The organism is Nitrospirota bacterium (genome assembly GCA_016235245.1).
Taxonomy (GTDB): domain Bacteria; phylum Nitrospirota; class Thermodesulfovibrionia; order Thermodesulfovibrionales; family UBA6898; genus UBA6898.
Window position 1 is genome coordinate 96,697 of the sequence record JACRLO010000012.1, and the last position, 23,428, is coordinate 120,124.

24 protein-coding genes and 1 pseudogene are annotated in these 23,428 nt (G+C 47.2%); 11 read left to right on the forward strand and 14 right to left on the reverse strand.

Translation table 11 applies throughout. From position 1 onward, the window contains the following. Positions 1 to 27 precede the first annotated feature (27 nt). The 3 genes from serS to HZB31_06655 all read left to right on the forward strand — a co-directional run bounded on the left by serS (position 28) and on the right by HZB31_06655 (position 3,734). The gene (gene serS, locus HZB31_06645; protein ID MBI5847615.1) at positions 28 to 1,293 is read left to right on the forward strand and encodes a serine--tRNA ligase; all 1,266 of its coding nucleotides are present in this window, start codon (positions 28 to 30) and stop codon (positions 1,291 to 1,293) included. A 106-nt stretch (positions 1,294 to 1,399) separates the two neighbouring features. Further along, entirely contained in the window at positions 1,400 to 2,791 is a 1,392-nt protein-coding gene (locus HZB31_06650) for a hypothetical protein (GenBank protein MBI5847616.1), read from the forward strand. After that, complete coding sequence (locus tag HZB31_06655) at positions 2,781 to 3,734, forward strand: methyltransferase domain-containing protein (GenBank protein MBI5847617.1); 954 nt, start codon at positions 2,781 to 2,783, stop codon at positions 3,732 to 3,734. The genes HZB31_06650 and HZB31_06655 overlap by 11 nt, the downstream gene beginning before the upstream one ends. 269 nt (positions 3,735 to 4,003) lie before the next feature. Here the strand turns inward: HZB31_06655 and HZB31_06660 are convergent, their stop codons facing one another. After that, positions 4,004 to 4,738, reverse strand: a complete 735-nt coding sequence (locus tag HZB31_06660; GenBank protein ID MBI5847618.1) for an FKBP-type peptidyl-prolyl cis-trans isomerase — start codon at positions 4,736 to 4,738, stop codon at positions 4,004 to 4,006. A gap of 55 nt (positions 4,739 to 4,793) precedes the next feature. Next, the gene (locus HZB31_06665) at positions 4,794 to 5,642 is read right to left on the reverse strand and encodes a restriction endonuclease (GenBank protein MBI5847619.1); all 849 of its coding nucleotides are present in this window, start codon (positions 5,640 to 5,642) and stop codon (positions 4,794 to 4,796) included. 127 nt (positions 5,643 to 5,769) lie between these two features. Here HZB31_06665 and cysK point away from each other — a divergent pair, with 127 nt between their 5' ends. Continuing rightward, positions 5,770 to 6,699 carry a cysteine synthase A gene (cysK, locus tag HZB31_06670; GenBank protein ID MBI5847620.1) on the forward strand — a complete coding sequence of 310 codons (930 nt, stop codon included), beginning with the start codon at positions 5,770 to 5,772 and terminating at the stop codon, positions 6,697 to 6,699. On the opposite strand, the gene HZB31_06675 is transcribed toward cysK, so the two are convergent. From HZB31_06675 to HZB31_06700, 6 genes are read right to left on the reverse strand one after another with little or no spacing between them, the layout of a single operon-like run. Continuing rightward, positions 6,696 to 7,247, reverse strand: a complete 552-nt coding sequence (locus HZB31_06675; protein MBI5847621.1) for a hypothetical protein — start codon at positions 7,245 to 7,247, stop codon at positions 6,696 to 6,698. The two genes, cysK and HZB31_06675, sit on opposite strands and share 4 nt — an antisense overlap. Further along, the gene (locus HZB31_06680) at positions 7,244 to 9,148 is read right to left on the reverse strand and encodes a phosphotransferase (protein MBI5847622.1); all 1,905 of its coding nucleotides are present in this window, start codon (positions 9,146 to 9,148) and stop codon (positions 7,244 to 7,246) included. The genes HZB31_06675 and HZB31_06680 overlap by 4 nt, the downstream gene beginning before the upstream one ends. Then, a complete protein-coding gene (locus HZB31_06685; protein ID MBI5847623.1) occupies positions 9,148 to 10,326 on the reverse strand; it encodes a DUF1343 domain-containing protein in 1,179 nt (392 codons plus the stop codon). Before HZB31_06685 ends, HZB31_06680 begins: the two co-directional genes overlap by 1 nt. Positions 10,327 to 10,346: 20 nt before the next feature. Continuing rightward, positions 10,347 to 10,871: a hypothetical protein gene (locus HZB31_06690; protein MBI5847624.1), complete on the reverse strand. Its 525-nt coding sequence runs from the start codon at positions 10,869 to 10,871 to the stop codon at positions 10,347 to 10,349. Continuing rightward, positions 10,868 to 11,629, reverse strand: coding sequence for a ParB/RepB/Spo0J family partition protein (locus HZB31_06695; protein ID MBI5847625.1), 762 nt, complete (start codon positions 11,627 to 11,629; stop codon positions 10,868 to 10,870). Before HZB31_06695 ends, HZB31_06690 begins: the two co-directional genes overlap by 4 nt. After that, positions 11,610 to 12,380 carry a ParA family protein gene (locus tag HZB31_06700; protein ID MBI5847626.1) on the reverse strand — a complete coding sequence of 257 codons (771 nt, stop codon included), beginning with the start codon at positions 12,378 to 12,380 and terminating at the stop codon, positions 11,610 to 11,612. The genes HZB31_06695 and HZB31_06700 overlap by 20 nt, the downstream gene beginning before the upstream one ends. A 204-nt stretch (positions 12,381 to 12,584) precedes the next feature. Between HZB31_06700 and HZB31_06705 the strand changes: the two genes are divergently transcribed. From HZB31_06705 to truA, 5 genes are all read left to right on the forward strand, one after another. After that, a complete protein-coding gene (locus tag HZB31_06705) occupies positions 12,585 to 13,802 on the forward strand; it encodes a DUF401 family protein (GenBank protein ID MBI5847627.1) in 1,218 nt (405 codons plus the stop codon). Positions 13,803 to 13,876: 74 nt separating this feature from the next. Further along, positions 13,877 to 15,541 (forward strand): DNA repair protein RecN, encoded by a 1,665-nt coding sequence (gene recN, locus HZB31_06710; protein MBI5847628.1) that lies wholly within the window; start codon positions 13,877 to 13,879, stop codon positions 15,539 to 15,541. Beyond that, a complete protein-coding gene (locus HZB31_06715; GenBank protein MBI5847629.1) occupies positions 15,538 to 15,750 on the forward strand; it encodes a 4Fe-4S dicluster domain-containing protein in 213 nt (70 codons plus the stop codon). Before recN ends, HZB31_06715 begins: the two co-directional genes overlap by 4 nt. 134 nt (positions 15,751 to 15,884) lie before the next feature. After that, entirely contained in the window at positions 15,885 to 17,201 is a 1,317-nt protein-coding gene (locus HZB31_06720; protein MBI5847630.1) for a GAF domain-containing protein, read from the forward strand. Between the two features lie 68 nt (positions 17,202 to 17,269). Continuing rightward, positions 17,270 to 18,037 (forward strand): tRNA pseudouridine(38-40) synthase TruA, encoded by a 768-nt coding sequence (gene truA, locus HZB31_06725; protein ID MBI5847631.1) that lies wholly within the window; start codon positions 17,270 to 17,272, stop codon positions 18,035 to 18,037. On the opposite strand, the gene HZB31_06730 is transcribed toward truA, so the two are convergent. Next, positions 17,991 to 18,572 carry an HD domain-containing protein gene (locus HZB31_06730; protein MBI5847632.1) on the reverse strand — a complete coding sequence of 194 codons (582 nt, stop codon included), beginning with the start codon at positions 18,570 to 18,572 and terminating at the stop codon, positions 17,991 to 17,993. The two genes, truA and HZB31_06730, sit on opposite strands and share 47 nt — an antisense overlap. A gap of 207 nt (positions 18,573 to 18,779) precedes the next feature. Between HZB31_06730 and HZB31_06735 the strand changes: the two genes are divergently transcribed. Together HZB31_06735 and HZB31_06740 are read left to right on the forward strand one after the other, a co-directional pair. Then, positions 18,780 to 18,992, forward strand: coding sequence for a hypothetical protein (locus HZB31_06735; GenBank protein ID MBI5847633.1), 213 nt, complete (start codon positions 18,780 to 18,782; stop codon positions 18,990 to 18,992). A gap of 142 nt (positions 18,993 to 19,134) precedes the next feature. Then, a complete protein-coding gene (locus HZB31_06740; GenBank protein ID MBI5847634.1) occupies positions 19,135 to 19,590 on the forward strand; it encodes an SRPBCC family protein in 456 nt (151 codons plus the stop codon). A gap of 10 nt (positions 19,591 to 19,600) precedes the next feature. On the opposite strand, the gene HZB31_06745 is transcribed toward HZB31_06740, so the two are convergent. From HZB31_06745 to HZB31_06765, 5 genes and pseudogenes are all read right to left on the reverse strand, one after another. After that, complete coding sequence (locus HZB31_06745) at positions 19,601 to 20,245, reverse strand: CBS domain-containing protein (GenBank protein MBI5847635.1); 645 nt, start codon at positions 20,243 to 20,245, stop codon at positions 19,601 to 19,603. A gap of 92 nt (positions 20,246 to 20,337) precedes the next feature. Continuing rightward, on the reverse strand, positions 20,338 to 21,042 hold the full coding sequence (locus tag HZB31_06750; GenBank protein MBI5847636.1) for an ABC transporter ATP-binding protein: 705 nt from the start codon (positions 21,040 to 21,042) through the stop codon (positions 20,338 to 20,340). Continuing rightward, positions 21,035 to 21,702, reverse strand: a pseudogene (locus tag HZB31_06755) (ABC transporter ATP-binding protein). Before HZB31_06755 ends, HZB31_06750 begins: the two are co-directional and overlap by 8 nt. Continuing rightward, complete coding sequence (locus HZB31_06760) at positions 21,702 to 22,640, reverse strand: branched-chain amino acid ABC transporter permease (GenBank protein ID MBI5847637.1); 939 nt, start codon at positions 22,638 to 22,640, stop codon at positions 21,702 to 21,704. Before HZB31_06760 ends, HZB31_06755 begins: the two are co-directional and overlap by 1 nt. Next, on the reverse strand, positions 22,637 to 23,428 hold a 792-nt coding region (locus HZB31_06765; GenBank protein MBI5847638.1), incomplete at its 5' end, for a branched-chain amino acid ABC transporter permease. The genes HZB31_06765 and HZB31_06760, both read right to left, overlap by 4 nt.

Sequence of the window (23,428 nt, forward strand, 5' to 3'; positions counted from 1 at the left end):
ATCCTATTACTGCTGGGGGCGAGATTCATGCTTGATGCACGTTTTGTTAGGGAGAATGTTACATCGGTCGGCAATGGCCTGAAAAAGCGAGGGTATGAATTTCCGCTTGCTGCTTTTCTTGCCATAGACGAAAAAAGGATGGCGCTGCTTAAGGAGACTGAAGACCTCAGAAACAGACGAAATATTGTCTCTGAGGAAATCGGAAAACTGAAGCGCCAGAAGGAAGATGCCTCTGTTCAGCTTGAGGAGATGAAGGGCGTTTCAGATCGATTGAAAGATCTGGATGAGCGGCTCAAAGACCTTGAAGCGGAGACAAGGTCCCTGCTTCTGACCATACCCAATATCCCTGACGATTCAGTCCCCCTTGGCAAAGATGAGAGCGAGAATGTTGAGATAAGAAAATGGGGTGTGCTTCCCCAGTTTGATTTCGACCCGTTGAACCATTGGGACATTGCAGAACCTCTTGATATCATCGATTTTGAAAGAGGGGCCAAGATATCAGGCGCACGCTTTTCTGTTATGAAGGGCGCCGGCGCAAGGCTCGAGCGCTCCCTCATGAACTTTATGCTCGACACTCATACCGGCAAGGGATATAAGGAGATCTTTCCTCCTATTCTGGTGAACCGGGAAAGCATGACCGGCACGGGACAGCTTCCGAAGTTCGAGGCAGAGCTTTTCAGGATTGCTGACCCTGAATTGTACCTTATTCCGACTGCAGAGGTGCCGGTGACCAATATTCATCGTGATGAGATCCTTCAGGAAGCAGACCTTCCTATCTATTATACTGCCTATACGCCCTGCTTCAGAAGAGAGGCCGGCTCCCACGGCAAGGATACCAGAGGTCTTATCCGTCAGCATCAGTTTAACAAGGTTGAGCTGGTCAAGTTCGTAAAGCCTGAGGATTCCTTTGCCGAGCTCGAAAAGCTTACGAACAATGCTGAAGAGATACTTCAGGCGCTGCAACTTCCTTACAGGGTGGTAGCATTGTGTTCTGGAGATCTCGGCTTTTCCTCTGCAAAGACCTATGATATCGAAGTTTGGCTTCCAGGTCAGAACAGGTACAGGGAAATATCGTCGTGCTCAAGTTTTGTTGATTTCCAGGCGCGCAGGGCCGGCATCCGTTTCAAACGCGAGGGCAGGAAGGGCACTGAGTTCGTGCACACCCTAAACGGCTCTGGCCTTGCGATAGGAAGGACGCTTGTTGCCATACTCGAAAATTATCAGCAGAAGGATGGCTCGGTAATCATACCTGAGGCACTGCGGTCATATATGGGGATCGACAGGATCGGGTAGAGTTTTGTACAGGGTTCCCCCCATGGTTATTATTGAAAACCTATCTTCCCCTTATCTATCTTCAGTCAATAATGAGCGAATTCTTCTGCCGTGATATAATGGATCAATGGTAAGTGTTCGTATTTTCGTTTTATTGTTCTTTTGTAGCACGGCCACATGCTACGCTCTCCAGCAGACCACCTTTGCGATACTGCCGATGGAGGCAGCCGGGAATGTCTCTGTTTCGGAGAGGACAGAGGCTGAAAGCACACTCTTTGATGTACTCATCAAGTCAGGGAAATACAGACTGATCGAACGGGCAAAGATAGAGCAGATCCTGAGCGAACAGAGTCTGCAGCTCAGCGGTCTGATCGAGAGGAAAAAAGCGTCGGTCGGTAAACTTCTGGGAGCGGATAAACTCATCTCCGCCAGCATCTTCCGGGAGGATTCCCTGAAGATCAGGATAAGTGTTATTGATGTGGCCACCTCGCGGGTTGAAATTACTAAAGTTAAATATTTGGGCAGCGCCGGACCACGTGCGATTGCAAAGTGGGCTGCAGCCGAGATACTCATGAGATACCCTCTGCTTGGTGTGGTCACCGCAGTGTCAGGGGATAGCGTCCTCATAGACCTCGGGCAAGAGCAGGGGGTCAGAGCCGGCTCCAGGATTTTTGTGGCAGAGAAGACTGCTGTGCCGGATGACAAGGGCAGTGAGCTGCTCGGCGATTACCGAAGGGTCGGCTTGCTTGAGGCGGTTAAGACGGCAGGAGGAGGATCACAGGCCGCGGTGAAGTCGCTTCAGGACAGAGCACGGCCGGTCAGAACAGGGGATCTTGTTGCGCTTGATCCTGTTCCCATCACGCCACCTGTTATGTCGAGGACGCCTCTACTGGGTGCGGTGAAGGAGGGCAGAAGCGTACTCAGTGACGATATGACGCAGAAGCAGTATCTCTCTGCATCGTCAGGCAAGGGCGAAAGCTATAGCTCAGGGGTATTTCATCTGAATGCTTCTGACAGGAAGATATATCATGCCTATGCCTTTTATCCCATTCCCTTTGACCACCTTACGGATTTTATTTTTGAGGGAGAGATAGAGTTTCAGTCAGAGGCTAAACGTTCCAGCGGCATAGATATCTGTTCCCGAAGTAACGGGCTTTATGCCGACCTGAACGCATATCGGCTTTATCTGGGGAGCGACGGGAATTTCGAGGTCAGATTCAGCAGAAATGGTGCGCGCTTTGGGATCATTCCACTGCAATCCACACCTCTGATCCGGAGGGGTTTAGAGAAGAATACGTTTCGGATTGTCGCCCTCGGCAGTAAATTTGATATTTATGTGAACGGTTTTTTCCTTGTTTCGTTTGAAGACGAGATGTTTGATGCCGGCGCCATCGGTTTTATGGTCGATGCCGGCGGATATGTCACGGTCAATAAGGTGACGGTCCGTGAAGTATCCGATGACGCTGCTGCAGTGGCGCCATCGCATATTGATACAAAGGGGATGCAGCATGATAACTGACGATCTTGCCGGGCTGAGAAAGTTGTATCTGGGTTTTACTTCGGCACGGGTTATTTTGACTGCGAATAATCTTGGCCTGTTTGAGCGGCTCAGGAAACCGCAGTCAGCGGCTGCTGTGGCAAGGAGCCTCGGTACCGATCTGCGCGCTACCCAGATACTCCTTGATGCGCTTACGGGGATCGGCCTGATCAGCAAGAATCCAACGGGTAATTACCTCAATGCCCCGGTGTCCAATAGCTTTCTTGTCAGGGGGAGCCGCCTGTATCAGGGCGATATCGTGCGCCATGCCTCTACGATGTGGCAGAACTTCTCAGCCCTTGATGAGGTTGTCAGGACCGGACGGCCTGCAAGGCGTGGCTTTGATCATGAGTCGTTTATTCTGGGGATGCATAACCTCACGGTCCTGAGAGCTGAGGGTCTCATAAAAGCTTTGGGAGTAAGGGATGTAAAGAGCATGCTGGATCTTGGCGGAGGACCCGGTACCAACGCGATAGCTATGGTAAAAAGAGGTATAAAGGCATCCATATTCGATCTCCCCGAGACGATCCGCATTGCCAGGAAGGTCGTGCGCAGAGAAGGGGCAAAGGGGATCAGGTTTATTGCGGGCAATTTTCATACCGACAGTATCGGCTCAGGGTATGACCTGGTGCTACTGAGCCAGATCTTTCACGCCTTTTCTGCGGAAGAAAATCTTAACCTTTTGCATAAATGCCAGGCTGCTCTGAATCCCGGCGGCCGTGTAGTTGTCCAGGAGTTTCCGATCAACGATGAGCTGACCCAGCCGCCGCAGAGCGCGCTTTTTTCAGTAAATATGCTGGTTGGCACTGAGTCCGGGCGTTGTTACAGCCCTGCTGAGATAAAGAAATGGCTGGCAGAGGCCGGGTACAAGAACATTCTGGTGAAAGACCTTCCCGAGACAGTGCTGGTGATTGGAAAGAAATAGGCGGGTTTGTTAGTCGGCTACAGTATTCTGACTGGCTTACCATTGGACGATTTCATTATTTGAAAAGGTCACTGTGCATGCCGGTTCGTTCAAGCCGAAATGAGGGAACTTTGAGTGCTGTGCTCTCTCAGAGCCTGTCCCTGCAGCTTCTTTTTGTCGGCATGAAAAGAGCGGCCAGGTTTGAAAGTGGCGTTTAAAGAAAACGGATATGTGGCAGTGTCAGTGAATTAACAAGGGGACAGGCAGATATTGCCTGTCCCCTTACGTAACTATTTTTTGGGCTGGGGTTTATGTTCTTTGGGTTCTTTCTTTTCTGCTGCGTCCTTGATCGAGAGCAGTTCTACTTCGAAGATGAGCGTCGTATTCGGGCCGATCTGTGCTCCTGCGCCACGCTCTCCATAGGCAAGATCAGAGGGGATAAAGAGCTGCCATTTGGAGCCCTCTTTCATGAGCTGCAATGCCTCCGTCCATCCGCTGATAACACCTTTTACGGCAAACGTTGCGGGCTGTCCGCGTTTATATGAACTGTCGAATTCAGTGCCGTCAATCAGGGTCCCGCGGTAATGGGCTGAAATGGTATCGCTTTCCTTCGGCCTATTACCTGTTCCTTCGGTGATGACTTTGTACTGGAGGCCGCTCGGGAGAGTCTTGATACCTTCTTTTTTCTTGTTTTCCGCAAGGAAGGCCTCACCTTCCTTCTTGTTGGCTCCAGCAAGCTGCTTGGTCTTTTCAGCCTGCTTTGCGGTCATTTCCTGCTGGAACTTCATCAGGGTTTCCTGGATCTGCTGTTCTGTCATCTGGAGCTTACCGCCTGAAACAGCATCCCGCAGGCCTTTTGTGAAAATATCGATTTCAACATCCACGGACTGCCGTTTCATCTGCATGCCGGTGGCAACACCCATGCTATAGCTGATTTTTTCCTTGTCGGTACTCAGCTCCTGTGCCTCAGCGGAAGCGAAGCCGGCAATAAGAAGAAGACTTAATACGGTGAGAATACGTTTCATTATGGTACCCCTTTCAAAAGTATACTATACATTATGCATGCAGGACAAAATCTTATCAAGAAATTGTGTATGGGCAGATCTCGTCAGCTTCACGCTTGAGTATTTTTGCTGTTTCTTCATCCAGCCCGCTTCTTTGCATAAAAGCCTCCGCAGTCATCTCTGCAATATCCTGCGCCAGTATGATGTCTGCCTTGAAAAGATTGTCGAGCATGTTTTTTCGGACAGAATGGAGAATCGTGACTGGATAAAGCCTCTTGTCTTCGATCATCCGTTCGAGACTGCTCTTTTCAGGGTATCGCCAGCTGACGATCTTGAGGCCGACACATTCTGCATAGCGTATGGCATCTATCGAACAGCGGGTATTTGTGACAAGCCAGCCGTTATGAAATGCCATATGCTTTTCGGTGTTCATCTCCGACGTTTTCCTGATGTCCTGAAAACGGGCATGAACGTAGAGTGCGATCTTGACGTCGGTTGCCTTGCCTGCATCACTATGGTATTTGCATTCAATTACGGAATAGGTATTATTTTTGCGCGCAATGACATCGACCTCGTGATTAACGCAATAGCCTTTAATAATGCGGTTTGTTTCGACCGTATATCCGTGGTGTGCCATGATTTTTCCAAAATACTGCTCAAAGGGATATCCTGAGGGGCCAAGAGCGAATATTGCTTTTTTTATTGAATACCGCATACCCGATGCAGCATTGTGCTTTCGCAGCAGCTTTCTTGCCTGCCTGAAGATGTCTCTGGTCCGTATTTTTTGGGGCAGCTCGTCTTCTATTGCTTTGGCTATTTCGTAGGCGACCTCAGAGGGCGCGCCTGAGCGTACGAGGGAATTAGTCAGTTTATTAATATCAAAGTCCTCATTACTGCCTGAGGATTTTATGATTCTTTTTGCCATTATATTGATTTTACCTTATTGCGGTCATTCTGAAAATGGGCTTTGGGCTCTGTGATATAATGATAAATTGGCATGGCAACGAGATAATTGTAAATAGGTATCAGATCAAATATATCAGGGAGGAAATATGATGCTGCATAGTGAAGTCCTTTCGATGATTGGCAATACACCGCTGGTAAAGATACATAGAATGACTGATCATGATGACGCAGAGATTTGGGCAAAGCTTGAAGGCGCTAATCCTGGCGGTTCTGTCAAGGACCGGATAGCGTTAGCCATGGTAGAAGTAGCAGAGCGCGAAGGAAAGCTTAAGGCGGGGGGCACCATTATAGAGCCGACGAGCGGCAATACGGGCATCGGACTTGCGATGGTTGCTGCGGTTAAGGGATACAGGCTTATTCTTACCATGCCCGATACTATGTCCATGGAACGCAGGCAGCTTCTTCAGGCTTACGGGGCCGAGCTCGTACTAACAGAGGGTAAGAAGGGGATGAAGGGAGCTGTAGATCGGGCAGCCGAAATTAGTTCTGATAACCTTTCATATTTTATGCCTCAGCAGTTTGAAAATTGTGCCAATCCTGAAGTACATATGAAGACGACTGCGGTTGAGATCCTGAATGACCTGGGCTCTGCTCCGGACGGTTTTGTGGCCGGTGTCGGGACAGGAGGCACCATCACCGGAATGGGTCTGGTTTTTAGAGACAAGAGACCTGACATCTGGATCGCTGCGGTGGAGCCTGCTGCATCTCCTGTGCTGTCAGGCGGAAATGCAGGCCCCCATAAGATTGCAGGCCTCGGCGCAGGTTTTGTCCCGGGGATTTTGAATACCAAGATCTATGATGAGGTGATCAAGGTGACTGATGGCGATGCTGCAGAGACGGCAAGAGTTCTGGCAGTAAAAGAGGGAATTCTGGCCGGCATATCCTCTGGAGCCGCATTATGGGGAGCCCTTAGGGTGGCGAGGAAGCTTGGCAGAGGCAAGAAGATTGTTGTCATCATACCTGACAGAGGAGAGCGGTATCTGAGTACAGGTCTTTTTGCTCCTGAGTCTTCTTAACAGGCTTTCGGCGCCGAGCTCATTGTTTGGTATGTAAGTTGACACGCTTTTAGCCATTCCTCTATCTCTTTTTTTGACGCCTTTGCATTAGCGCTGTGCCAGCGTTTTTTTTCCTTCGGAAATTGAGCGAGGGTATCTTTGAACTTTCTGAAAGAGCCGGGACCGTCCAGTGCACTATTAAGTGAATCATTGAGGTCCCGGTCCTGGACAGTGGCAGCAAACTCCTTCATTGCTGCGTATGTTTTTATGGGGTTTCGTTCAGGGACCCTTATATAGTGGTCGTGATCATTCATGAATATGTCGAGTGCGAGCTCTATCTCGTCTTCCATCCATTCCGGGATCTCGGGGATCTCATCAGGCTCGACATCCTCGAAATCAGCAATGTCGTCATAGCTTATAGAGAGAATTTCCCATGCCTTGTTGATAATATCCTGAGACAGGATAATCAACTCTCCTGTTTTCCTGTTCAGGAAATAGTCGAAGGCTTCTCTCTCCGTGTCCTCCTGCGCTTTCTGTATTTCATCAAAATTTACCACAAATCTCTTCATGAAAGGGCTGCTGTAAGCGCATAGAGTGTCGGATAGAGCTCTTTCGTCAATGAGGTTTCCTGCTTGAGGTATGCAACTGCCTGAGGCATATGCTTGAAAAAATGCGTCTTGCTTTTTTTTATTGAAAGAAAGCCGTATGCGCCTAATGCCTGCATATGACGCTGAAGCCTGCAGGGAATAAGAGATCTCCTGAAATCGGTTTCGCTGAACGATGAGGCGGATTGCTTCATCTGCAAAATGTAATACTCGATAAGCCGTTCCCTCAGGCTGTCCTCTAGCCTGTAGTAAGGATCCCATAGAATTGATGCTATATCATATGCTGCAGGGCCCAGACGTGCGCCCTGATAATCGATCAGGCGCGGTATGTTGCCCTTTAGGACCATGATGTTTTGTGACTGTAAGTCGCGGTGAAGAAGGGTTATTGGAAGAGAGGAGACGTATGTTGCGAGTGCGTCAAATTCAGTACTGAGTTCCTGCTCCGGGTTATTAATATGTTTTATGGCTTTGATAAACCATTCCATAAAATAGCTTGTCTCCCATCGGAGGTGTTCATAATCAAAAACTCTTTCCTGCAGCGTCGGACATTCTGAAATACGATCTGCGGTTTCAGTCTGCAGCCGCACAACGATATCGAGAATTTCCCTGTATAGGGATTCTATTTCGCTTGGCGATCTTCTGCATTTGAGCCAGGCGTAGAGGGAGAGGTCACCGAGGTCTTCGAAAAGGGCCTGCCTGTTCGCTTCATCGACGACGAATATCTCAGGTACCGGGAGACCGCATTTCCTGAAGAAACGTGTGTATGTGATATGACGTATATAGTCCTGATCAGCTTCGGTGCAATTCATGAGTATGGCAGTCTTGTCTCTGCATCTGACGCGGTAATATGTTCTGTCCGATCCTCCTGCTGCTATCGCTGTTGCTTCTGCCGATCTTTCAGCGCTATCAAGCCATTCCGCTACTGTCTGGGTAAGCGGTATTGTTTCTCTGTTTTGTGCTGTACTGATGGGGATTGAGAATTCAGGACCGACTATAGCATTTTCTATTATTGTAGCAGAGGCAATCCTGGTTCCTGGCAAGAGAATGCTGTTGCTAATGCAAGATGGCGCCTGAAGAGTCACGTCCTTTTCTATGACTATATTGCCATTGAACTCAGTCTTGTCGCAGTCAACAGACTCATGCATATAGATTGTTTCACCGTCTTTCTTTAATGTATCAAATACTGCCGCTGCGTATGAATCGGGGGTGCCAATATCTGTCCATGCAGTTCCTGAAAAGTCCGCTGTGCCTATTGTATGGCCTGCAGCAACTGATTTGAGCCATGCAGTAACTACGCTTGAATTCCCCTGTGGAAGGTAATCGAGGATTTTCTGAGAATAGACCGCTATCCCCATGAATGCCATTTTATATAATTCTGAACTCTTTTCCTCTGCCAATTCCCCGACTGATTTGAGAAAACCCTTGTTGTCAATCCAGACATTGTTGAATTTCTCACAATCATGAACTGCAAGTGTAGCAATATTTCCTGATTCACGATGACTTCTCACCAGAGTCGCAAGATCTATGTCAGAAAGGATGTCTGCATTATGCGCAATAAAGACCGAGTTTCTTAGCATGGACTCGGCATTCTTTAGGGCACCGCCGGTGCCAAGAATGGACGGTTCATAGAAAATACTTATATTACAATGTGTTATATGATTGCGGAAAAAGTTCTCGATCTGTTCTGATTTATGATGAGTATTGATGCCTATGATATTTGGCGAAAGGGTGGATATTCTGTCAAGAACAGTTTCAATGACCGGTTTTCCGCAGATCGGCAGAAGGGGTTTTGGAATATAGTCTGTTATAGGCTTGAGTCTTTCTCCGTAGCCAGCTGCTAATATGAATGCATATAAGTTTTCCACTAATAGAGCAGATATTTTTGTCTTATTTTTCTATCAAAATTGCGAAGCTCGCTCTTCCAGCACGCTTCCATGCTCTCAAGAGGCGCGGACTGTTCAATATCTTTTCTCAGACGATCTGTGCCTGCAAGGATATCAATTGGCAAGAGGTTCTTTTCGTACTCATAGGGCGGATTGTTCCATCTGAATTTCTTGGGATACAGATCATGGAGAGTTTTCAGAATTGCAACAGCTGTTTTGAATGGCTTGAATTTTTCCCTGTCTGTCAGATGTATCTGTGCGCCGCCGCAAAGCTTCCCGGCATGTTTCTGAAAGGTTGGAATAAAGTGCAGCGGCCTGAAGATTAATCCCGGCAGTCGTAATTCCCTCAGTTCAGTTGTAAGGACTTCCGGGTCAATAAAGGGCGCTCCGAATATCTCAAATGGCCGGGTTGTTCCCCTGCCCTCACTTATGTTTGTTCCTTCAAGAAGACACATCCCTGGGTAGACCGTTGCAGTGTCTAATGTCGGCATATTGGGAGAGGGGAGGACCCACGGCAGCCCTGTTTCGTCAAACCACATAGCTCTTTTCCATCCCAGCATAGGAATGATATCAAACGTCAATTTGTTATAAAAGGCCTCTCTGAAATAGAGCCCTATCTCTCCTATCGTCATGCCATGGCGTATGGGAAGGCTTTGAAGCCCTACAAATGAGGTGTATTTTTGTTTAAGAACAGGACCTTCTATAGCCTTTCCGTTTATCGGGTTAGGCCTGTCCAGGATTACGACCATTTTGTTCAGCTCCTGGCAGGCCTCCATAACGAGTGCCATGGTCCAAATGAAGGTGTAATAACGAGCGCCAACATCCTGAAGGTCGATCACCATGATGTCTATGCTGCTTAACATCTCAGGGGACGGCTTTCGCGTTGTTCCATAAAGGCTGTACACAGGTATTCCGGTCTTTTTGTCCCTGAAGCTGTCCCACTCGATCATGTTGTCCTGAGTTTCTCCGCGGATCCCGTGCTGCGGGCCAAACAACGCCGAGACGCTGAATTTCTTTGAACTGAAGCAGGTATCAGCAGAATGGGAAAAATTGCTGGTTATGGAGGCAGGATGTAATAGCAGGCCGATATTGGCAGATCTGAATTTAGCCGGCCATCTTTTTTCTATAAGGTCAATTCCTGTTCTTACGATAGGAGGCATAGATGGCTGAATGTGTCTGTTTATTCCAGCAAGAGATCCCTGATCACCATGGTCAGTTCTTTCAGGCGGATATCACGGTTCTGCTCGGTGACTTCAAAAATCCTCACATCTTCTCTTTTTCTGATATCACTGATAAGGCCTGTTCCTCTATCCGTAATGGTAGAAATAACCGGTTTTTTTGCGTCAAGGAGTCCAATGATGATCTTGCCGAATTTCTTTGATTCGCACGCTACTTTCCCGATCTCATCAATAAAATAGAGCCCGGTTTTTTTCTCTCTGGAGAAGGTCTGATCGAGAAAGATATCAAATCCCTTGATATCAACCTTGAATTTACCAACACTGATCTTGCTTTTCAGCTTTGTATGGGCAAAGATCTTGCTATCACCAAAAAGATTGTTAACTTCAAGGCCGGCAATATTCCCTTCTTCCATTATCTCATCGGTCACAAACCCCACTGGATTGAATTCCTTAAAAATAATGCAAAGCCTTTTAATTAAAGTTGTCTTACCGGCGCTGGGAAGACCTGTGATCAGAATGTTGTTCATGTCATTAATATGTCAAGAAGCCTGTTGAGCTCCTCAAGAGAATAATATTCTATCTCTATTTTCCCCTTCTTTTTGTTTTTCTGAGCAATATGTACTTTTGTGCCTAAGTGTCTTAAGAGCTTTTCCTCAAGAGATGCAATCTGAGGGTCATTATCGCGTGATATTTTAGCAGATTTCTTAGTTTTTTGGGCTAATAATTCTGTCTCTCTTACGCTCAGCCCATTTTTTATGATTTTTCTGGCTGCCTCAACCTGATTTATCTTGCCCTCGAGTGCAAGCAAAGCCCGTGCATGTCCCATGCTCAATTTTCCTGCATAGAGCATATCCTCAACCTTGTCTGCGAGGTCTTCCTGGGTCAGATTGAACTCCTGCAGCAGACGGTTGAAGCCCTCTGCTGTTTCGATCGGATTGAGTTCTTCTCTCTGAATATTCTCGATCAATGCCATTTCAAGGGAGTCGCGTGAATCAACATTCTTGATGATAGCAGGTATCTTTTTCAGTCCGGCAAGGGTTGCTGCCCGCCACCTTCTCTCTCCGGCAATCAGATAAAATGAGCCATCCCCTGACCTTGAAACAAGGATTGGCTGCAACACACCTTTTTCTTTTATTGATGCAGAAAGCTCGTTCAGGGCGCTTTCATTGAATACCTTTCTCGGTTGCTGCATTCCGGGCAGTATCCTATCTATATCAATGTGAGTAATATTATCTCCCTTGTCAGGGATGAGAGCATCAAGCCCTCTACCCAGTGCCGTCTTCACGTAATATCTCCTTTGCCAGAGCAAGATAACTCTGAGCTCCTCTGGACTTTATATCATAGAGCATTGCAGGTTTCCCATGACTCGGAGCCTCGCCCAATGCAATATTTCTGGGGATCATCGTCTGATATACTTTTTCACCAAAGTGTTTTCGCACCTCTTCAACTACCTGATGAGCGAGATTGTTCCTCGTGTCAAACATGGTAAGCACTATGCCCTTGATGTCAAGGCGAGGGTTAAACGATCCCTGAATGCGTCGGATTGTTTTTGTAAGCATGCTCAAGCCCTCAAGGGCATAATATTCGCACTGGACCGGAACCAAAACTGAATCAGAAGCAACCAGGGCATTCAATGTCAGCAGGCCGAGTGATGGCGGGCAATCTACGAATATGTACCGATAACTGTCTTTTAGGCCTTCCAGCGCCCTGGCAAGAATGCCCTCCCTGCCATCTTTTTCGATAAGCTCAATTTCTGCTCCAAGCAGATCTACACTGGAGGGAACCAGATAAAGCTGTTCTATCTGTGTATGCACTACTGCTTCAGCAAGTGAACAATCCCCTGCAATCACGCTATATAAGGTCTTTTCGACTTCATCTCTGACTATTCCAAGCCCTGAAGTTGTATTGCCCTGCGGGTCAATATCTATGAGAAGTATCTTTTCTCCTGACAATGCAAGCGACGCTGCAAGATTAATCGCAGTGGTCGTTTTGCCTACCCCGCCCTTTTGATTTACGATGGATATAACTTTGTTCATGGGGATGCATTATAACATAGTGACTGATCACAATTTAAGGTATTTATTGTTTATTCCTAACAATGGGCTTGCGCCCGTGAGTGAATGCTGACATTATTTTGTCTTGTTCCACGTGGAACATAATAGGCAGATATCTATCAATCTTGCCAGCAATGTTCCACGTGGAACATTTATCTCTGGACGATGTCCTGAGGTTGCATAAATGTGATACAATTAACAGTGCTGGATCTTTTTAAAATATCCCTCATTTTTATTCTCATGCTCAGCCTGCTCAGGAAGAAAATAGGAATAGGCTATGTTATGCTTATTTCATCTGGAGCCCTGTCCCTGCTCTATCGCATGAGTCTTCTTGATATCATTATTACGACTGAAAAGGTTGCCACCAGCGGTATTGCCATCAAACTACTCCTGTCATTGTCGCTTATCAGGATATTTGAGCTTGTTCTGAGGGAACAGAAGATCCTCGATGCCATGATGAACGAAATAAGGAGTTCATTCAGATCAAGGAAGGCTGTTATAATATCTATGCCATTACTGATCGGAATGTTGCCTTCCCTTGGTGGCGCTTATTTCTCTGCCCCCATGGTTGAGGAGGCAACCCGTGATACGGAGATGAACCCTGAGGAAAAGGCCTTTATTAATTACTGGTTCAGGCATCCGTGGGAATTAATCCTGCCCCTTTATCCCGGGATAGTTTTTGCCTCAGCGGTCTCTCATATTCCGCTCAACAGGCTGGCCATAACAAATACGGTCTCCGTTATTGCGCTGATTATAGCAGGATATATCTATAGCATGCGAGACATCGGAAGTTCCATAGGGAAAGGGATCAAACCTGCTTTTCGTGCTAACATGAGGTCATTGCTGAATTTTTCCCCTATCGTGCTTGTGATGATCCTGGTTATCATTGCCGGTATGGAGCTTCACTATGCATTACTTATTGTGATTATTCCTATCTTCATCAATTACCGATACAGCATAAAGCGAATCTTTGCTGCAGTTCGATACGGTTTTTCATGGGATGTAATTGTGATAATCGCCGGAATTGTTTTTTTTAAAGAAACAATGGAAGCATCCGGCTCAGTGAATAATCTCGGCAGATTTTTTATTGAGCATGGTATTCCTTTGCTGCCTGTATTTTGCCTGCTTCCTTTTGCTGCCGGACTCCTGACCGGCCATACGGTCGGATTTGTGGGGAGCACATTTCCCCTGCTCATAAGCATCGGCGAACCGGCTCTTCCGTCTCTAATATCTCTTGCCTTTGCCTCGGGATTTATCGGTGTACTCCTCTCCCCTGTGCACCTATGTCTCATACTGACAAGAGAATATTTCAAGGCAGACCTCTCCGGTATATACAGAAAGACGATCCCTGCCGGTGCGATAATCTTCGTGGCAGCAATTGTCCAGTATTTTTTCATGCAATAACAGATCCGCCAAAGGTTCTAAAGGCAGCAGCTTATAACCAAAATCTCCATTGTTTGTGCTATATTTAGGTATCCATGCTGAAAGAACTGAACATCCGGAACCTTGCGATCATTGACGATCTTACGGTCAGATTTGAAAAGGGGCTCAATGTCCTGACAGGAGAAACAGGAGCAGGCAAGTCGATCATTGTTGATGCACTCGGCCTTGCGCTTGGGGATCGAGCACAGAATGATCTGATCAAGGCAGGGGAAAAGGAAGCAACGGTCCAGGCATACTTTGAACTGGAAGATACCAGTGCATTTCCCGAAATCGGCATTGATGTTTCAGAAGGCATTGTACTTCGGAGGATCATATCAGCCACAGGGAAAAGCAGAGCGTACATTAACGATTCCATGGTTACACTCCAGACCCTGTCAGAAGTTGGCAAGTCCCTTGTTGATATTCACAGTCAGCATGAACATCAAAGTCTCCTTACAGCCGATAAGCAGCGTCTTATCCTTGATTCCTATGGGGACCACACGCATGAAATAGATCAGGTGAGGGAACTCTATGCAGTTGTGCAGTCACTCAGAGAAGAGTTCAATGCCCTGACCGAGAGGATCAAGGACCGGGCCCACAGAATAGATCTGCTCAGTTTTCAGATCAATGAAATTGACTCAGCGGGCCTCAAACCAGAGGAAAAACAGACCCTTGAAGAAGAGCGGAAGATCCTCTCTAACCTGAGCCGCCTGAAGGAGCTTACTGAAACTTCATATGCGCTTCTGTACGAGGCTGACGGTGCATGCACTGAAAACCTTGCAAAGGTTCTCAGTAAGCTGCGGGACATGCAGGCTGTTGATCCAAGCATTGCTGATACCCTGAGCCTGGTCGAATCAGCAATGCCGCTTCTTGAAGACGCTGCCATCGCGCTTAGGGTATTCAAGGATAAATATAATCTTGATCCTGAGCGCATTGATGAAGTGCAGGACCGCCTTGATCTCATCAAGAGGCTTCAGAAAAAATATGGTGAAAGCATAGAAGCTATCCTGGATTATAAGCGAACCGCCACTGATGAGCTGGAATCGCTTGAGGCCACTGATGAGCGCCTTAATGCAGTTGAGGCAGAGCTCAAGAAGAGTGTCGAGGCCCTGCTCATGGTTGCCCGTGCTCTTTCAGAAAAGCGGAAAAAGACCGCAAAGAAGATTGAGGATCTTATCGAGAAGACCCTGAGAGAACTGGCTTTCAATAGCGCGCAATTCAGGATTGAGATATGCCAGGAAACTGATCCGGAGGGGAAATGCAAGATTAATTTCAATGGGATTGACCGAATCGATTTTCTTTTTTCCGCGAACATCGGCGAACCGCTCAAACCTCTTGCAAAGATAGCCTCAGGAGGAGAATTATCAAGGATCATGCTGAGCCTCAAGAGCATTCTTGCTGATGTTGACAATGTCCCGGTTCTGATCTTCGACGAAGTGGATGCAGGTATCGGCGGCAAGACAGCTGACAGTGTCGGGAAGAAGCTCCTCAGGATATCCGGGAAGCATCAGTTGATCTGTATCACACACCTGCCGCAGATCGCCAGCCTGGCAGACCATCACCTGAGAATAGAGAAGGGTAAGAAGGCCAACAGAGTATCAGTATCAGTCCATGAGCTTTCAGGAATGCAGCGGCAGGACGAGATTGCGCGAATGCTGAGTGGAACGGTCACCGAGATATCGCGAAGACATGCCGAAGAGCTGCTGGAAAGAACGCGGTGAAAGGCAGAATAGTAATTGGTCGGGAATTATGCAAAGGCTGCGGCAACTGCATTGAGGCCTGCCCCATGAAGCTCATTGCCATGACTAAGCAGTTTAACAAAGTAGGATATTTTATTGCGAGCCCGGTGGAGGTTGCGAAGTGTACCGGGTGCGCAATCTGTGCGAACATGTGTCCGGAGATTGCTATTACGGTATATCGGGATGAATAACTCTTTGTTTGCATTCCAGCCTGAAATACTGCTTTTCCTGATTTAACTTCAGATTATGTAAAATTTGAGCAAATCAGGGGGACTGAAACACGAGCATCGTTGACATCAGAAATGTTCTTGGTTAAAGTTATGGTATGTCCGAGATCCATCAAGAGCAATCAAACGCAATAATATCTCTGATTCGGAAGCGCATACTTACGGTAAATGTAATTGTTGGTATTGTTATCTTCTCATTTTTAGTTATTTTTTCGCGTTACGCCTTCCCTCAAAGTATACCCCTTATCAGCTATATCCCTGAAGTATCGGTTTCTATTGTCGCTTCCGCCATTTTTATTCTTTCCGTTACCGGCCTGTATCTCTCTATGCAGCTGTCAAGGGAAACGATCAGGATTATCCATGACTACAGCAGCAGGCTTGAGAGGATGCTGGCCATAACCAAAGACCTGAGGGAAGAGATCTACGGAGATATCCTCCTTGAAAAAATTATGGACTATGCTCTCTCCATAACAGATTCAGCGGCGGGATCATTGCTTCTGCTCGATGAGAACAAGAAAATGGTATTTAAGATCGTTAGAGGAGAAAAGGCCTCCCAGCTGCTTGGAACAGCGGTTGAACTTGGGGAAGGCATAACAGGAACAGTCGCTCTTGAAGGCAAGCCCCTCTCTGTTTCAAATATCAAAGGTAACAAGCAATTTAATCCTCGGTATGATGCTATGACAGGGTTTGAAACTAAATCAATCCTCTGTGTTCCGCTTAAGACTAAAGCGGGCGTTGTTGGTGTACTTGAAGTGCTTAATAAAGAAGGCGGTCATCCTTACCGCCAGAGAGATGAGGATATCCTCAGTTACCTTTCCGAGCAGGCTGCTATTTCGATACTTAAAACAAAATTTGCCGAGGATCAGAAGAATTATGAGATACATCTCACAGACCTGCTCCTTGAAACGATTGATTTTCAGCAGCCAGAGAAGAAGGGTCATGCTCTCAGGGTTGCGCGCTACAGTAATGTCCTTGCAAAAGCACTTGACATGTCAATGGAAGAAAAGAAGCGGCTGTATTTTGCGAGTCTTCTGCATGATGTCGGTTTTTTGAAGATCGATCTCGATGAGGCCTATAAAAAAGATATTTTTATGCAGCATCCTGTAATCGGGAACGAGATGATCAGGCCAATAACATTCTATGCCGAAATTGCTCCTTTCATACTTCATCATCATCAGCACTATGATGGGAATGGGTATCCTGCGCCAAAACTCATGGGTGAGAACATCCCGCTTGGAGCACGAATCATTGCAATAGCCGAAGTCTTTGACGCGATGACAAGCTCACAGTCGTACAAAGTGCCGGTAAGCTATGAGGATGCGCTTGAGGAATTGAAACAGAAGGCCGGGACCCAGTTCGATCCAGGACTGGTCGATCTCTTTATCCGTAATATAACCCCAGAGCATATTAAATAAAGAGCAGGGCGACTATTGTTGTTTCCGGCAAATCAGGCAGGCATATTCCACGTACAGCTCCCTTTGGCATGAGATATATAAAACTATTGCTTGCATACGACGGCTCTAATTACCAGGGATGGCAATCTCAAAAATCGGGCAATACGATCCAGGACATACTTAGAAAACGTATTATGGACATTGCCGGAAACGAGATTCGGCTTTCAGGTGCCAGCAGAACAGATGCAGGCGTACATGCGCTTGGACAAGTAGCTATCTTCAATACCAAATCCGCCCTGACAACAGATGTCCTGATAAGGGCATTGAATGCAAAGCTTCCGGAAGACATCAGGATTCTCGGTATAGAAGAAACAGATGAATTATTCCATCCGCGCTTTGATGCGATGAAAAAAAGATATATCTATTTTATAAGCTTAGGCAGAAACGAGTCGGCCTTTCTTCATAAATACCGATGGCAGATAAAAACAATCCTCGATCTTAATGCGATGAAAGAAGCAGCCTTGCTCCTGACAGGTGAACACGATTTTTCCTCTTTCAGGGGAGCGGGCTGCAGTGCAAAAACCACGGTGCGGCATATTTCTGCACTGGAGATTAAGGCTCTTGATGCGATGGATTTTATGACCGTTTCGATAAGGGGTGACTGGATCAGGATATCCATAGAGGCCAACGCATTTCTCAGACATATGGTCAGAAATATCGTCGGAACTCTCGTAGAGGTCGGCAAGGGCAGGATTGCCGTCAAGGATATCAGCGCGATACTCAATGCACGGGATAGAACAAAAGCCGGCCCTACCGCTCCTGCTTGCGGACTATTTCTTGAGAGGATTTATTACTGAAAAGCCGATGCAGTTCATCAAAGGCCTCCAGCTTTTCAGCCCCAAACTTCTGTAGTTCCGCTCTTGCCTGAGCTGCTGATTTTTCGTGCTGCAGCTGGCCAATTCTTTTTGAATAGAACTTATCAGCATAGCAGATAATTTTTTCTTCGAGGGTCACAGGCTGCATATCCCGTTTCGGAAGCGGAAGGTTAAACCTCTCAATATCAGCTGTGATAATTCCAGTGCCGACATGTCTTTCACAGACAAGAGCATGCAGCGGAAACCCTTCATTTTCAAGAAGCGTTCTTCCTAAATACCCATGACAAATATAGGGCATTTCCCCATAGCAGCCGAGCTGAGGGGCATCCACCCAAATGATACCGATGTCATGAAGCATAGCTGCTTCCCTGATAAAATTAAGATCAGGAGATAGATGCCTAACATTTTCAGCAACAGCAAGGGCCTTCGACACAACCATACTGCTGTGCTCAACAAGAATATCAAGGACAACTGAACTGGTATCGAAATATTTATTTATGATACTGAGTGGGTCCATATCTGATATAGCATCCAATAACGTTAATATTTAATTATAGCAGAGTCCAAGTATAGGGTATGAGTTCAATACGATAAACAGCGGAAGATGAGATGAAAATAAAGCTGGAACAACCGGCTTGTTAAAGAAATCCTTTGACAGAGCCGATAGGTAAACTATAATGGGAGTAAGCAGTATATTCTTTCTGACTTTAAGGGGGGAAGAAAGATGGTCTGTCCGATTTGCAGGTGCCGGCTTATGCCGGTTGGAAGCACAATGGTTGAGAGTATGGACACTTCTGACGGTGCGGTAATGTCTGTTCAGAATACCTATCAGTGCAGGAATACAGAGTGCGAATCCTTTACTGAAGACTATGTCTGGACATTCAATGGTGAGAGTTTCATCATGCACCATATCGAGAGGCATCTCGAAGCTGCTTAAGTATTTGACCTCTCTCGTTACGAAACTGCATTTACAGCGAGCTTTGTTGCCCCTTTTCCTTCCTCGGCAATTGAAAATTCAGGCCCAAATATCTGGTATAATTTTGCATGCAATCTTATAGTGGAATAAGGAACAGAGTCCGGTGATCATTAAAAACAAAATACTTCTTTCTGCCCCGCCAGAAAAGATCTGGGGCCTTATTACTGATCCCATGCTCATGAAGACCTGGAACCCAAGGATAACGGCTGTCGTGCCGATAACCCTCGGAAAACCGAAGGCAAATTCTCAATATCGGATTCGGTATAGGCTGGCAGCGAAAGAGAGCAATTTTCTCGCAGAAATCCTTGAGTATGAGGACCGTGCGCGTATTGCGCTTCACTTTTCAGGCGGCAATCTGCCGAAGAAAGGCTTTATTCAGGAGATCTATGAGATGTTTCCTGACAGCAAGGGAACTCTGCTGAAGCAAACCGTTCTTATTGAGAAAAGCGGTATGGGGATGGCCGGCAGATTATCGCTGAGAATGAGAAATATTATGGGTGCGGCTTCAGGCAAAAGATACCTTTCCCTCCTGAGGGAGCTTGCTGAAGGTTCTTCCTGACGCAGAGGGCTCAGCCCTTGTCTATCTTCACTCCCTTGAATGTTCCCATGAGCTCTGATTTCAGCGCCCCGAACTTGCCCTCTCCGCTGCACCGGATAACGACGTTCCGATAACCCTTTGCTGCTTTTTCGTAGGAAGTAAGAATGCTCTGCAGACTAAAGCCGTATTTTCTGATGATGTCTGCCACCTCTCGCACAGAACCGGGTCTGTCATCAACCATCACCGCAATTCGATGGCCACCGTGCCTAACGCCGGTAATATCCACCAGCACCCGGAATATGTCCCTGTCGGATATGATGCCGGCAACCCTGCTGTTTTCGATGGCAGGAAGAGAACCGATGCTGTTGTCATACATAAGCATGGCAGCCTCTTCAACCGGAGAATCCGGAGTGATCGTGAAGACCTTTGTCTTCATCAGTTCTTTTACTTTGGTGGTTGCAAGGAGGTAATGCAGTTCATACACATCGAGTGATGTCGCCTTGGACGGACTGAACTCCCTGATATCCCTGTCCGATATGATACCCTTAAGCCTCTCGTCCTTTACCACAGGGATATGCTTTATCTTCTTCTCCTTCATGAGCTTGACTGCTTCGGAAACGCTGCTGTCAGGAGTTATGGTGATCACCTTTCTTGTCATCCAGTCGGAAACGAACATATGCAACCTCCTTGAATCAGGGTTTGGGGGTTAGGGATTGGCATTACAGATCCAAAATTCTCAACGAGACCCCAACCCCTAATCCCTATTTATTAAACTCCCAGATACGCTTTCCTTACATGCTCATCATTAAGCAGTGCCTGGCCTGTGCCTTGAAGCGTTATCCTGCCTGTCTCGAGTACATATGCCCTGTCAGCGATCGAAAGTGTCTGCTTTGTGTTCTGCTCAACAATAAGGACCGTGGTCACTGCTTCCCGTATCCGCTTGATGACATTAAAGACCTCTCGGACAAGGATAGGAGCGAGCCCGAGCGATGGTTCGTCAAACATCAGCAATTTCGGCAAAGACATCAGGCCCCTTCCTATGGCAACCATCTGCTGTTCACCGCCGCTCAACGTACCGGCAAGCTGCCTTCTTCGCTCACCGAGCCTTGGAAAGAGCTCAAATACCATTTCCTTGGTCTTCTGCCTCTGTTTCTTTGCCTCGCCTTTTAGCGAACCCATATCCAGGTTTTCTTCCACGGTCATCTCAACAAAAAGTCTTCTTGCCTCAGGACAGAGGGCTAACCCCTGCTCTATCAGTTTGTAGGGTTCGATTTTATGGATCAGGGCTTCGTCAAAAACTACCTCACCCTTTCTGGGCCTCACTATTCCGGAGATCGTCTTCAGGGTTGTTGATTTTCCTGCCCCGTTTGCTCCGATCAGTGCTACGATCTCACCAGCTTTTACCTCAAAGGAAACGTCCCATATCACCTGGACATCGCCATAGAAAACATCTATGTTCCTTATCTCAAGCACTCTCTGTTTCTCCAAGATACGCCTCAACCACAAGGGGGTTGTTCCCTATCTCAAGCGGCGTTCCTTCGGCCAATTTTTGTCCATAGCTTAATACAACGATCCTGTCGGAAATAGCCATGATGACCTTCATGTGATGCTCTATGATCATGATGGTTATGCCTCTTTCCTTTATCCTGCGTATGATCCCGATGGAATCGTCAAGTTCAGCAGGGTTCAGTCCTGCAAAGGATTCATCAAGCAGAAGCATCTCTTGTTGGGTGGCAAGTGCCCGGGCTATCTCAAGCTTCTTTCTCTTGCCAAGAGGAAGGCCTTTTGATATCACCTCTTTGTCATCATAAAGTCCGGTAAATTTGATCGTTTCCAACGCTATTTCCTCGGCCTGGGCTCTGCTCTTCACGCGCAGAAAGGCTGAAGCTATCACATTATCAAGCACACTCATCCTCTGGAGGGGTCTTACTACCTGGAAGGTCCTGGCAATGCCCATCTTGCAGATCTGATGAGGTTTGAGGCCGGAACCACATTGAACATGGTGGTCTTTCCAGCACCATTCGGCCCGATCAGGCCGAGGATATCACCCTTTTCAACGCCGAATGAAATATCAGTCAGCGCCGCAAGTCCGCCGAAAAAGCGTGAAACGCCTTTAACCTCAAGCAGAGCCATTAAGCCGCCCTCCCGATCCTGAGGAACCGCTTCAGCTTGGGCCAGTCCCCGACTACGCCGTTAGGCAGGAAAATAATGATCACAATTAAGAGGATGCCGAAGAAGGTATGGTGTGCAGCGCCGAGCTTGGGAATGGTCCGTATGATCTCCGCGAGAAAGACCATGATGATCGCTCCAACAAAGGGCCCCCAGTAGGTTGCCACTCCGCCGACCATCACGACCATGATCGTTACGATCGAGATATCATGGAGTGCAAAGACGATTTTTGGATCAATATAGCCCATATAGTTTGTATAAAAAGCTCCTGCAAGCCCGGTGATTATTGCGCTCAGGCTGAGGGCAACAGTTTTATAAAGGGTTGTGTTAATGACGAGGGATTCAGCAGCGTCCTGGTCTTCCCGAATTGCAACAAAATAATAGCCCAGCTTTGATTCAATGACCTTCTTCACAAGATAAAAGCTCAGCAAAGCGATGACAAGAATAACATAGAAGTACCAGGTCTTCTCAATCCAGGTCCTTTCTCTGATCATGATGCCAAGATCGCCCTCTGTAATCGTGGTAAGGTTCTCTGCCATGACCCTCAGGATCACACCCATGGCAAGTGTGCCGAGTGCAAAGAACGGGCCTTTCAGCCTGAGGCAGATGTACCCGATGATAAGGGCAAAGATCGCTACAATAAAGATGCTGAACGGCAGCCCCCACCATGCAGAGATGCCGAGCTTGTTATAAAGGATCCCGGCGGTGTACGCGCCAACGCCGAAGAAGGCAGCGTGGCCAAACGATACCTGGCCGCAGTACCCGCCAAGGAGGTTCCATGCCATGCCGATGACCGACCACATGATCACGAGGATCAGGATATGCATCCAGTATGAGCTCAGTCCGATCAGGGGAAGCAGAGAGAGAAGCCCGGCAATAATGAGGGGGAATGCCTTCTTCATTTTCCGAGCCTCTTCTTTTTAAAGAGCGACATGATGCCGCCCGGAACAAAGATAAGGGCTGCCACAAAGATGATAAATCTGCCCACAGGAGCCCACCCCATGCCTACATACGTGGAAGTCAGAGATTCAAATACACCGAGTATGAGACCGCCGACAATCGCACCGACGGTAGAGCCAAGGCCGCCGAGGATTGTGATAACAAAGGCTATGAGTGTAAACTGGCCCCCCAGATCGGGATAGAGATAGTAGATAGGTATAAAGAGGCAGCCAGCTGAGCCGACAAGTGCGGAACCAAGACCAAAGGTAAAAACCCGCATTCTTTCGACATTGACACCCATAAGCAGGGCCGCTTCTTTATCCTGCGCTGTCGCCCGGATCGATTTGCCCATATCGGTCTTTGCTAAAAAAAACCAGAGGCATCCAGTAATGATAAGGGCAACGCAGAACGAGACAGACCAGGCCATCGACAGCGAAAGCTCGATAGGCGATGCCTTCCATATGTCCGAGAGATACCAGGCCTTTGTCGCATATTCAACAGGTGTAGTTTTGTAATCGGAAGAAAATATGATCGTGGCGATGTTGGCAAGCACCATGCCGATGCCTACCGTAAGAATGACCTGGTTTTCGGGTATGATCGCCTCAACCTTCAAAACCGGATTTATGAGATACTTCTGAATAAGTACACCAAGAACAAAGAGAACCGGCGCAGCTATTAAAATTGAAAGATACGGATCGATATGGAATGATGAAAAAAGCACGTACGCTATATACATGCCGACCATCATCAA

Excerpts from the sequence above, each read along its gene's own strand:
- HZB31_06665 (MBI5847619.1), bottom strand. The coding sequence starts at position 5,642 with ATGGCAAAAAGAATCATAAAATCCTCAGGCAGTAATGAGGACTTTGAT.
- HZB31_06655 (MBI5847617.1), top strand. The coding sequence starts at position 2,781 with ATGATAACTGACGATCTTGCCGGGCTGAGAAAGTTGTATCTGGGTTTT.
- HZB31_06690 (MBI5847624.1), bottom strand. The coding sequence starts at position 10,871 with ATGAACAACATTCTGATCACAGGTCTTCCCAGCGCCGGTAAGACAACT.
- HZB31_06650 (MBI5847616.1), top strand. The coding sequence starts at position 1,400 with ATGGTAAGTGTTCGTATTTTCGTTTTATTGTTCTTTTGTAGCACGGCC.
- HZB31_06720 (MBI5847630.1), top strand. The coding sequence starts at position 15,885 with ATGTCCGAGATCCATCAAGAGCAATCAAACGCAATAATATCTCTGATT.
- truA (MBI5847631.1), top strand. The coding sequence starts at position 17,270 with ATGAGATATATAAAACTATTGCTTGCATACGACGGCTCTAATTACCAG.
- cysK (MBI5847620.1), top strand. The coding sequence starts at position 5,770 with ATGATGCTGCATAGTGAAGTCCTTTCGATGATTGGCAATACACCGCTG.
- HZB31_06745 (MBI5847635.1), bottom strand. The coding sequence starts at position 20,245 with ATGTTCGTTTCCGACTGGATGACAAGAAAGGTGATCACCATAACTCCT.
- HZB31_06735 (MBI5847633.1), top strand. The coding sequence starts at position 18,780 with ATGGTCTGTCCGATTTGCAGGTGCCGGCTTATGCCGGTTGGAAGCACA.
- serS (MBI5847615.1), top strand. The coding sequence starts at position 28 with ATGCTTGATGCACGTTTTGTTAGGGAGAATGTTACATCGGTCGGCAAT.
- HZB31_06660 (MBI5847618.1), bottom strand. The coding sequence starts at position 4,738 with ATGAAACGTATTCTCACCGTATTAAGTCTTCTTCTTATTGCCGGCTTC.
- HZB31_06700 (MBI5847626.1), bottom strand. The coding sequence starts at position 12,380 with ATGAACAAAGTTATATCCATCGTAAATCAAAAGGGCGGGGTAGGCAAA.
- recN (MBI5847628.1), top strand. The coding sequence starts at position 13,877 with ATGCTGAAAGAACTGAACATCCGGAACCTTGCGATCATTGACGATCTT.
- HZB31_06675 (MBI5847621.1), bottom strand. The coding sequence starts at position 7,247 with ATGAAGAGATTTGTGGTAAATTTTGATGAAATACAGAAAGCGCAGGAG.
- HZB31_06730 (MBI5847632.1), bottom strand. The coding sequence starts at position 18,572 with ATGGACCCACTCAGTATCATAAATAAATATTTCGATACCAGTTCAGTT.
- HZB31_06685 (MBI5847623.1), bottom strand. The coding sequence starts at position 10,326 with ATGCCTCCTATCGTAAGAACAGGAATTGACCTTATAGAAAAAAGATGG.
- HZB31_06760 (MBI5847637.1), bottom strand. The coding sequence starts at position 22,640 with ATGAAGAAGGCATTCCCCCTCATTATTGCCGGGCTTCTCTCTCTGCTT.